Consider the following 10,137-nt stretch of genomic DNA (forward strand, 5'->3'; position numbering starts at 1 on the left):
AGCGCCCCGGCCGAGCCCGAGCCGACCGACGTAGAGCCCACCGACGACGAGCCGGTCGACGCGTCGGACGACGTCGCAGCCGACGACACGGCAGCCGACACGAGGCCCGCCAAGAAGACCACCGCCAGGAAGCGGACCTCGGCCAAGAAGGCCGCCGCTCCGGACCCCGACGACGCAGGTGACACCGCCGACGCCGACACCGAGACCGACACCGACGATGACAACGACGAGAACGGCGACGGCACCGGTCCGGCCCGCCGTCGCCGCCGTCGTGGGGGTCGTCGTCGCCGCAAGGGCGGCGAGGGCGGAGAAGGCCAGAACGGCGACGCCGACAGCGACTCCGAGGACGACACCGACGACGACTCCGAGACGCCGGGCGCCTCGGGCAGCAGCGACGCGGACCAGAACGACCAGGGCGAAGGCACGTCGCGACGGCGCCGCCGCCGCCGCCGGGCCGGCGAGGAAGGTGCGGAGGAGAGCGACGAGGAGCCCAACACCGTCACTCGGGTCCGCAGCCGCCGCTCAGCCGAGGACCAGATCACCGCAGTCGCCGGCTCCACCCGGCTGGAGGCGAAGAAGCAGCGCCGCCGCGAGGGCCGCGAGGCAGGCCGTCGTCGTGCCCCGATCGTCAGCGAGGCCGAGTTCCTGGCCCGCCGCGAGGCCGTCGACCGCGTGATGGTGGTCCGTCAGCGCAACGACCTGACCCAGATCGCCGTGCTCGAGGACAAGGTCCTCGTCGAGCACTACGTCGCCCGCGAGTCGCAGACCTCCCTGATCGGCAACGTCTACCTCGGTCGCGTGCAGAACGTCCTGCCGTCGATGGAGGCCGCGTTCATCGACATCGGCAAGGGCCGCAACGCCGTCCTCTATGCCGGTGAGGTCAACTGGTCGGCGCTCGGCCACAAGGAGGGCCAGCCCCGCAAGATCGAGTCCTTCCTCTCCAGCGGTCAGTCGATCCTGGTGCAGGTGACCAAGGACCCGATCGGTCACAAGGGCGCACGCCTGACCTCGCAGATCAGCCTTGCCGGTCGCTTCCTGGTCTACGTCCCGGACGGCACGACGAGCGGCATCTCGCGCAAGCTGCCCGACACCGAGCGCAACCGTCTCAAGACCCTGCTCAAGGAGATCGTCCCGGACACGGCCGGCGTCATCGTGCGCACGGCCGCCGAGGGTGCCAGCGAGGACGAGCTCACCCGCGACGTGGAGCGGCTCAAGGCCCGTTGGGAGGACATCGAGGCCAAGGTCGCGAGCAAGAGCGGCAACGCCCAGCTCCTGTACGGCGAGCCCGACCTGACGCTGAAGGTGGTCCGCGACCTCTTCACCGAGGACTTCTCCAAGCTGGTCATCGAGGGTCCCGACGCGTGGGACACCGTGCAGGGTTACGTCTCCCACGTCGCGCCCGACCTGGAGGAGCGGCTCGAGAGGTTCGAGCCCGCCACCGAGGGCCGCGACCTGGGCAAGGACATCTTTGCGACGTACCGCATCGACGAGCAGATCCAGAAGGGGCTCGACCGCAAGGTCTGGCTGCCATCGGGTGGCTCGCTGATCATCGACCGCACCGAGGCCATGACGGTCGTCGACGTCAACACCGGCAAGTTCACCGGCTCCGGGGGCAACCTCGAGGAGACGGTCACCAAGAACAACCTCGAGGCCGCTGAGGAGATGGTCCGTCAGCTCAGGCTGCGGGACATCGGCGGCATCATCGTGATCGACTTCATAGACATGGTGCTGGAGTCCAACCGCGATCTGGTCGTACGCCGCCTCGTGGAGTGCCTCGGTCGCGACCGCACCCGGCACCAGGTTGCCGAGGTGACGTCACTCGGCCTCGTCCAGATGACCCGCAAGCGGATCGGTACCGGGCTGCTCGAGTCCTTCAGCACCGACTGCGAGCACTGCCAGGGCCGGGGCGTCGTGATCGTCAACGAGCCGGTCGAGCCCAAGAGCGACGACGGTGACGGTCGTGGCGGCGCTCGCCGTGGCCGCGGTCGTGGACGTGGGGAGAGCCAGGACGACGGGGGCTCCGGTGGCAACAACAAGTCGGGCTCCAAGTCCGGCAACGGCACCTCGAGTGCCCCCTCGCCCAAGGACGTCGCCGCGATGCCGCGCTCGGAGAAGGCCGAGGGCACCGAGGTGACCCAGCCTGACCAGGCTGATCGGAGCGACCAGGTGGACCAGGCGGACGCCGCTGAGGTCGCCGAGACCTCCAGCCCGGCCGAGACACCGACCGCGGCCTCGGCCGAGACCGCCAGCGCGAGCTCGTCGGAGTCCCCGAGCCCTGCTGAGACCGTGAGCGTCGACGAGGCCCCCACGGCGTCCCCGGCGCACGCTGCTCCGGTCACCCAGGAGCGGGTCGTCGAGGAGCGGGCCGTCGAGGAGAAGACCACTGAGGAAACGGCCACCCCGGCACCCGCCGAGGAGTCAGCGCCCGCCGAGCCGGTCACCGCCGTGGAACCGGAGAAGCCCCGAGTCGTGACGCGGACGCGCCGCCGCTCGGCGACCCGGCCGGCCGGTCCGCCTGTCGTCCCGTCGGCGGACGAGGCAGCGGCGCCTGCTGGCGTCGACGGCCAGGCCGTCAACGGGTCGGGCGACGGAGCTGCCGAAGCGGCACACGTGGAGCACGTCCCGATCAAGAAGAAGGGCACCCGGAAGCGCTGAAGTCCGGGGCGGTCGGGCTCGTTTTGACCGCGTCGGCCTCAGCGCCGTAAAGTCGCTCCTTGTGCGCCTCGGCGTATCCCTCCTCTCAGAACTGCGCTGACTACTCGTCGCGAGCCTGGAGCAGGACACGAACCACACGATTTTTTTCACCGTGCCAATCTTTGGCAACCACAGGACCTGAGGAGAGTGAGTCCGCCGTGTACGCAGTTGTGCGCAGTGGCAGCAAGCAGCAGAAGGTTGCTGTTGGCGACGTCATCGAGATCGACAAGATGGACCTGAAGGCCAACGTGGTCGGCAGCACCCTGTCTCTCCCCGTCGTGATGGTTGTCGATGGCGAGACGGTCACCGCGACCGGGCTCGACAAGGCTGCCGTGACCGTCGAGATCCTCGGCGCCACCAAGGGCCCGAAGATCGTCATCCAGAAGTACAAGAACAAGACCGGCTACAAGAAGCGCCAGGGACACCGCCAGAAGTACACCCAGGTCAAGGTCACCGACATCTCCCTCTGAGCTCACGCTCGGAACTCTCCTGAACTGCTGACGAAGGACTGAACTCATGGCTCACAAGAAGGGCGCCGCGTCCACCAAGAACGGCCGCGACTCCAACAGCCAGCGCCTCGGCGTGAAGCGCTTCGGCGGCCAGGCCGTCAACGCGGGCGAGATCATCGTCCGCCAGCGTGGCACCCACTTCCACCCCGGTTCGGGTGTGGGTCGTGGTGGCGACGACACCCTCTTCGCCCTGATCGCTGGTGCCGTCGAGTTCGGCCGCAAGCGTGGCCGCAAGGTCGTCAACATCGTCCCCGGCGAGTGACGAAGCCTTAGCTTCCCGCACCACAGCTTTCCGCGAAGGGCGTCCCTGGACTTCTGGGGTCGCCCTTCGTCCCATTTGCCAACGCAGAGACTCGCACCAGGAGCACCCCATGGCAGTACCCACCTTCGTCGATCAGGTGACGCTGCACATCAGCGCCGGCCGGGGCGGCAACGGTGTCGCGTCGGTCCACCGGGAGAAGTTCAAGCCCCTGGGCGGACCCGACGGCGGCAACGGGGGCCCGGGCGGCTCGGTGATCCTGCGGGTGGACCCTGACGTCACCACCCTGATCGACTACCACCACGGCAACAAGCGCAAGGCCGACAACGGGGGCCACGGTGCCGGCGCCCACCGCAACGGCTCCCACGGCGGAGACCTCGTCCTGCCGGTCCCCGACGGCACGCTGGTCAAGACGCCCGACGGCGAGATCCTCGGCGACATGGTGGGTGCCGGCACCGAGATGGTGGTCGCCCGAGGCGGTCGCGGCGGCCTCGGCAACGCGGCGTTGGCCAGCAGCAAGCGCAAGGCCCCGGGTTTCGCCCTCCTCGGTGAGCCGGGCGACGAGATCGAGGTCCGCCTCGAGCTCAAGGTGGTCGCGGACGTCGGGCTGGTGGGTTTCCCCAGCGCCGGCAAGTCGTCGCTGATCGCGGCCATGTCGCGGGCGCGCCCCAAGATCGCCGACTACCCGTTCACGACGCTGGTGCCCAACCTCGGCGTCGTCCGCGCCGGCGACGTGACGTTCACCGTCGCTGACGTGCCCGGGCTGATCGAGGGCGCGGCCGACGGTCGCGGCCTCGGACACGACTTCCTGCGCCACATCGAACGCTGCGCCGCTCTCGTGCACGTGATCGACACCGCGACGATCGAGCCCGGCCGCAACCCGGTCGACGACCTCGACGTGATCGAGAACGAGCTGAGCCGCTACGGCGGCCTCGAGGACCGGCCCCGACTGGTCGCACTCAACAAGGTCGACGTCCCGGACGGCAACGAGATCGCCGGCATGGTCCGCGACGACCTCGAGGCGCGTGGCCACCGTGTGTTCCCGGTGAGCGCTGCGTCGGGCGAGGGGATGCCGGCCCTGGTCTATGCGATGGGCGAGATCGTCGGCCAGGCACGTGCCGCCCGCCCTGCGGTCGAGACCACCCGCATCGTGCTTCGCCCGCCGGGCGCCGACAACGGTGGCGACTTCGAGGTCACCGAGTCGCCGGAGGGCTGGCGCGTGCGGGGCGAGAAGCCCGAGCGCTGGGTGCGACAGACGGACTTCAGCAACGAGGAGGCCGTGGGCTTCCTGGCCGACCGCCTCACCCGGCTCGGCGTCGAGGCCAAGCTGGCAAAGATGGGAGCCCAGGAGGGCGACGCCGTCCTCATCGGCAAGCCCGACGACGCCGTAGTCTTCGACTTCAAGCCCGGCATCGAGGCCGGTGCCGAGATGCTCGGTCGACGCGGCGAGGACGAGCGGCTGCGTGAGGAGCGTCCCTCCTCCACGCGCCGCCGCGACATCCAGGAGCAGATGCCCGAGCGCTCGGAGACCGAGACCCGCGCAGACGTGGCCCGGCGCATCGACCGGGCCGGCAAGGCCGCCGCGCCCAAGACGGTCACCAGCTCCGGCATCGGGCCCATGTCCTACGAGATCGGCTCGAAGGACGACCCCGACCGGGACGACGAGTGACCGATCGAGAGGCGCCGGATCGCAGCGACCTCGTGGCCGGAGCACGACGGGTCGTCGTCAAGGTGGGATCGTCGTCGCTCACCACGGCCGACGGTGGCATCGACCCGACCCGGATCCGGCAGTTGGTCGAGGTCCTGGCGGCGGCTCGCGGACGTGGCGTCGAAGTCGTCCTGGTCTCCTCCGGAGCCATTGCGGCGGGCCTCGCGCCGCTGGGACTGAGGAGGAGGCCGAGTGCCCTCGCCACCCAGCAGGCTGCCGCGTCCGTCGGCCAGGGTCTGCTGGTGCACCGCTACCAGGAGGAGCTCGCTCGTCACGGACTCGTGACCGGGCAGGTGTTGCTGACCGTCGACGACGTGATCCGGCGCGCCCACTACCGCAATGCCCACCAGACGTTCGCCAAGCTGCTGGAGCTCGGTGTGCTGCCGATCGTCAACGAGAACGACACGGTGGCGACCTCGGAGATCCGATTCGGTGACAACGACCGACTCGCCGCCCTCGTGGCCCACCTCGTCCATGCCGACCTGCTGGTCCTACTGTCGGACGTCGACGGGTTGTACGACGGACCGCCGGCCCATCCCGCCTCGAGACTGATCCCGGCGATCCGGTCGGAGGCCGACCTCGCCAGCGTCGACATCGGCTCCGTGAGCACCTCCGGGGTCGGGACCGGCGGCATGGCGACCAAGATCGACGCGGTCCGGATCGCCACGGGTGCGGGCGTCCCGGTGATCCTGACGTCCGCGGACCAGGCGGCCGCCGCTCTCTCCGGTTCTGATGTGGGCACGCTCTTCCAGGTCACCGGCAAACGCCGGCCGACGCGCCTGTTGTGGCTGGCCCATGCGACGGAGCCGAAGGGATCGCTGGTGCTCGATCCCGGCGCGGTGGCGGCCGTCACCGAGCGTCGAGCGTCCCTGCTGGCTGCTGGCATCACCGCCGTGACCGGTGTGTTCAGCGCCGGCGATCCGGTCTCGTTGGTCGACGAGCAGCACCGGGCGGTCGCGCGGGGGCTCGTCAACTTCGACGCCGACGAGCTGCCCGGGCTGCTCGGACGCTCGAGCAAGGACCTGTCGCGCGAGCTCGGGTCGGCGTACGAGCGTGAAGTCGTGCACCGCGACGACCTGATCCTGCTGTAGGCCGTCGGCCATGATGGTGCCCATGACCGCGCGCCGGGGCCTCTTCGTGGCCCCCTTCGACCCCTTGGCCGACCCCCGGGTGATCGGCGACCTGGCTGCCGCGGCGGAGGCGGCGGGTTGGGACGGGTTCTTCGTCTGGGACCACCTCCAGTACGGCGATCGGATCACTGCCATCGCCGACGTGTGGACCTGCTGTGCCGCTGTCGCGATGCGCACCGAGCGGCTGCTGTTCGGGCCGATGGTGACCCCACTGGCGCGGCGGCGACCTCAGGTCCTGGCCAGGCAGGCGGCCAGCCTGGCGGTGCTGTCGGGTGGCCGGTTCGTGCTCGGGCTGGGGCTGGGGGACGACGGGCTGGAGGAGTTCAGCGCCTTCGGCGATGAGACCACGCCGAAAGTGCGCGGTGCGATGCTCGACGAAGGCCTCCAGGTCCTCACGTCGTTGCTGACAGGTGCGTCGACCGACCACGACGGCGCCCACTACGCGGCCCGCGACGTTCGCTTCCGGCCGGCGCCGCCCGTGCCGATCTGGCTGGCCGGCCGGTTGGGCAACCGGGCGCCCCTGCGCCGAGCAGCTGGGCATGACGGCTTCTTCGTCATCGGCCTGGAGGGACCCGACGACCTCGACCGCGTGGCCGCCGAGCTCCGGGAGCACGCCCCGGCCCCGGGCTTCGACCTGGTGGTCGACCTCAGGCCGGAGCAGGAACCCGACGAGTGGACGGACCGCGGGGCGTCCTGGGTGCTGACCCGGATCGGGCCCTTCGACCTCGACCTCGACGAGGTGCGACGGATCATCGACGCAGGTCCCTGACCTGTCCCTGGCTCCATGCATGTCCCCACTGGGGTGGTCCGGCCCCAGCGCCCCCGCGCGACGATGGGAGGCATGTACTTCGACGTCAAGCCGTGCGCTGTCTGTGGTTCCGACGTGAGTCTCGGACCTCGTGACGCCCCGGTGCAGGGAGACGGCGACCCCGTCGGCCCTGCTGACGGCATCGTCGGTGGGGCGGACGGGACCACGGATCGCCGCGTCTGCTCCAACTCGGACTGCCCGACCAGGCCCGAGGGCGGGCCGACGCCGTAGGCCGCCCGCCCCCGGGCGGGCGGTGTCCGGGTCGCCACTGCGCTCGCAGGTCGCCGCTCGGTAGGTTCGAGGCATGACGCCATGGGTGCCGACCGAGGACGAGGAGGCCGAGGAGATCGCGTTGCGCCGCTTGTACGGCGAGTGGGACGCGCTGGATCCGGCAGGGGTCGTCGACTTCATGGCGGGATATCCCGGCGAGTGGTGGATCGTCGGAGGCTGGGCGATCGAGGCGTACACAGGGATCCCGCGCCGGCACGAGGACATCGACCTCGTCATCTGGCGCCGCGACCTGCCGCTGATGCGGGAGCTCGTGGGGGACCGGCACCACGTCTGGAGCGCCGGGAGCGGGACAATCCGTCCGCTGAACGACGACTGGCCAGAGCCACACGAGCAGGCGGGCCAGGTGTGGCTGCGGGACCATGCCGTGGCGCCGTGGTTCCTCGACTGCATCCTCAGCGAGGACGTGGACGGACAGTGGCTGTCGCGGCGCGACCCGGAGCACGTGGCCCCCTTGGCAGACGTCACGTGGGTGGCGGACGACGGGATCCGCTACATGTTGCCCGAGGTGGTCCTGCACCACAAGGCGCGGCTGCTACGGCCCAAGGACACCGCTGACCTGGTCACGACGTGGCCGCTGCTCTCCCGGGAGGCCCGGGAGTGGCTGCGTGGCGCCGTACGCAAGGAGCGGGCGGACCACCCGTGGCTCGACGACCCGATGGGGACCTGACGGCCTCAGCCATTGCCGGGCGCCCACTGCAGGGCAGCGATGGTCAGCCCTGCGTTGTCCGGGCCGGTCTCGCTCACCAGCAGGCCATCGGCAGCTTCGGCAGACATCTCGGCGCCTGGCCCGAGATTCTCGGTCTCGTGGCGCAACAGGAACTCCCGCTGGAGGCCGTTGTGCACCACGTCCGGGTTGACCACGAAGCGGTGCGCCGCGACCCGCTTCGAACCGGGACGCACCAGCACGGGATAGGCGATCCCGCCGGCCTCCGCCACCTTCATGGGGGTGCGCTCGGCGATGGCGGTCAGGTCGGTGATGTCGTAGGCCACGAGCTTCCCCGACCACTCGGGGATCGCGGCCATCACGGTCAGCCGGGAGACCTCGAGATCCTTCATCACGGCGTCGCATACAGGGACGTGTCCTCGTCGAAGACGGCGAGGATCGAGTCGCTCTGGCGTACGACGACATGGGTGACGTCCCACGGGTCGGGCAGCCACTCGGCGCGCTTGTCGGCGCGGGCGTCCCGATCGGCGGAGAGCAGCAGCCCGTCGTCGCCGTGGTGAACGTGTAGACGAGACGCTGGGTGACCGATCTCGCCTCGAAGCCGTCGAGCCTCATGGTGAAGTCGACGGGCAACCGCAGCGCCGACTCCTGGCTGCTCCCCGCCTCCGGCAACTCGGCCTCGGACACCTCCAGGGCCAGGTCGCTCAGGGGCAGCTGCGCGAGGTTGTTGAACCAGCGCTGCTGGGTGGCCGTGAACTGCAGCTCGTCGTCGTCCACCGTGGCCATGAACGCGTCGAGGTCGCCCTCGACCAGGGCGGCCTCGCGATCGGCGACCCAGGATTCGGCCGCGGCACGGAACTGCCGCTCGGTGAGGATCTCGGGCGTCGCGGCAAGCCGGAGCGTCGTCGGCAGGGGTGCAGGCCGTTGCCCAGAGCAGCGCCGTCAGCGCGATGCCGACCCCACTCCTCGCCCCCTGCCAGATGTGGAGATCGTACGGATCGCCCCGTGGCGCGGTCCGTCCCCGTCGCGGAAAGCCGGTCGCACACAGACCACGGATAGGCTTTGGCGGCCATGGACACTTCACGGGTCTACCTCGACCACGCCGCGACGACGCCGATGTTGCCGGCGGCGATCGAGGCGATGACCGCACAGCTGGCGGCCGTGGGCAACGCCAACTCCCTGCATGCCTCCGGCCGCGGCGCCCGCCGGGTCGTGGAGGAGAGCCGCGAGACGATCGCGCGGTCACTGGGCTGCCGCCCGGGCGACGTCGTGTTCACCTCCGGTGGCACCGAGTCCGACAACCTCGCCCTCAAGGGGATCTTCTGGGCGCGCCGGGCGGCCGACCCCCGCCGGGTCCGCATCCTCTCCACCGCGATCGAGCACCACGCCGTCCTCGATCCGCTGAACTGGCTCGCGGAGGCGGAGGGGGCGGAGGTCGAGCTCCTCCCCGTCGACGACCAGGCGCACCTGCGGCTCGACGCCCTGCGCGCATCTGTCGAACGAGACCCTGCGTCGGTCGCGCTCATCTCGGTGATGTGGGCCAACAACGAGGTCGGCACCCTGCAGCCGATCGCCGAGATCGTGGCGCTTGCCGCCGAGCACGACATCCCGGTCCACACCGACGCTGTGCAAGCGATCGGCGTCGAGCCTGTCGACTTCGCCGCATCGGGGGTCGACGCCCTGAGCCTGGCCGGGCACAAGGTGGGCGGGCCCTACGGCGTCGGTGCTCTGGTCGTACGCCGTGATCTCACCGTCTCCGCCCTCGTGCACGGAGGTGGCCAGGAGCGAGACATTCGGAGCGGAACCCTCGACCCGCCCGCGATCGCCGGGCTGGCTGCCGCCATCGAGGCCTCGGTCAAGAACCAGGACCACCACGCCACCCGCCTTCGCGCCCTGCGCGACGAGCTCGTGCACCGCGTGCTCGAGGTCGTCCCGGACGCACATCTCAACGGCGATCCCGTCCACCGCCTGCCCGGCAATGCGCACATCGGCTTCCCCGGGTGCGAGGGCGACTCGATGCTGATGCTGCTCGACGCCCGCGGCATCGAGTGCTCCACCGGCTCGGCCTGCAGCG

Annotated in this window: 9 protein-coding genes; 8 read left to right on the top strand and 1 reads right to left on the bottom strand. The window is 70.4% G+C overall.

Annotated features, from left to right (window positions below; genetic code table 11):
* The 7 genes from JWN68_RS04025 to JWN68_RS04055 all read left to right on the top strand — a co-directional run.
* On the top strand, window positions 1-2,655 hold a 2,655-nt coding region (locus tag JWN68_RS04025; protein ID WP_297735041.1), incomplete at its 5' end, for an Rne/Rng family ribonuclease.
* Window positions 2,656-2,852: 197 nt separating this feature from the next.
* Window positions 2,853-3,164 (top strand): 50S ribosomal protein L21, encoded by a 312-nt coding sequence (gene rplU / locus JWN68_RS04030; protein ID WP_297735044.1) that lies wholly within the window; start codon window positions 2,853-2,855, stop codon window positions 3,162-3,164.
* Between the two features lie 46 nt (window positions 3,165-3,210).
* Window positions 3,211-3,465 carry a 50S ribosomal protein L27 gene (gene rpmA / locus JWN68_RS04035; protein WP_297735047.1) on the top strand — a complete coding sequence of 85 codons (255 nt, stop codon included), beginning with the start codon at window positions 3,211-3,213 and terminating at the stop codon, window positions 3,463-3,465.
* A 109-nt stretch (window positions 3,466-3,574) separates the two neighbouring features.
* Window positions 3,575-5,131: a GTPase ObgE gene (obgE, locus tag JWN68_RS04040; RefSeq protein WP_297735051.1), complete on the top strand. Its 1,557-nt coding sequence runs from the start codon at window positions 3,575-3,577 to the stop codon at window positions 5,129-5,131.
* Window positions 5,128-6,261 carry a glutamate 5-kinase gene (proB, locus tag JWN68_RS04045; RefSeq protein ID WP_297735054.1) on the top strand — a complete coding sequence of 378 codons (1,134 nt, stop codon included), beginning with the start codon at window positions 5,128-5,130 and terminating at the stop codon, window positions 6,259-6,261. Before obgE ends, proB begins: the two co-directional genes overlap by 4 nt.
* 22 nt (window positions 6,262-6,283) lie before the next feature.
* Window positions 6,284-7,069: an LLM class flavin-dependent oxidoreductase gene (locus JWN68_RS04050; protein WP_297735056.1), complete on the top strand. Its 786-nt coding sequence runs from the start codon at window positions 6,284-6,286 to the stop codon at window positions 7,067-7,069.
* 343 nt (window positions 7,070-7,412) lie between these two features.
* Complete coding sequence (locus JWN68_RS04055) at window positions 7,413-8,066, top strand: hypothetical protein (protein WP_297735060.1); 654 nt, start codon at window positions 7,413-7,415, stop codon at window positions 8,064-8,066.
* 5 nt (window positions 8,067-8,071) lie between these two features.
* Here JWN68_RS04055 and JWN68_RS04060 read toward each other — a convergent pair whose 3' ends face one another.
* A complete protein-coding gene (locus JWN68_RS04060) occupies window positions 8,072-8,458 on the bottom strand; it encodes a hypothetical protein (RefSeq protein WP_297735063.1) in 387 nt (128 codons plus the stop codon).
* Window positions 8,459-9,134: 676 nt separating this feature from the next.
* On the opposite strand from JWN68_RS04060, the gene JWN68_RS04065 reads away from it, so the two are divergent.
* On the top strand, window positions 9,135-10,137 hold a 1,003-nt coding region (locus tag JWN68_RS04065), incomplete at its 3' end, for a cysteine desulfurase family protein (protein WP_297735066.1).

Source organism: Nocardioides sp. (assembly GCF_025964975.1).
Lineage (GTDB): Bacteria > Actinomycetota > Actinomycetes > Propionibacteriales > Nocardioidaceae > Nocardioides.

Excerpts from the sequence above, each read along its gene's own strand:
- rpmA (WP_297735047.1), top strand. The coding sequence starts at position 3,211 with ATGGCTCACAAGAAGGGCGCCGCGTCCACCAAGAACGGCCGCGACTCC.
- obgE (WP_297735051.1), top strand. The coding sequence starts at position 3,575 with ATGGCAGTACCCACCTTCGTCGATCAGGTGACGCTGCACATCAGCGCC.
- JWN68_RS04050 (WP_297735056.1), top strand. The coding sequence starts at position 6,284 with ATGACCGCGCGCCGGGGCCTCTTCGTGGCCCCCTTCGACCCCTTGGCC.
- JWN68_RS04055 (WP_297735060.1), top strand. The coding sequence starts at position 7,413 with ATGACGCCATGGGTGCCGACCGAGGACGAGGAGGCCGAGGAGATCGCG.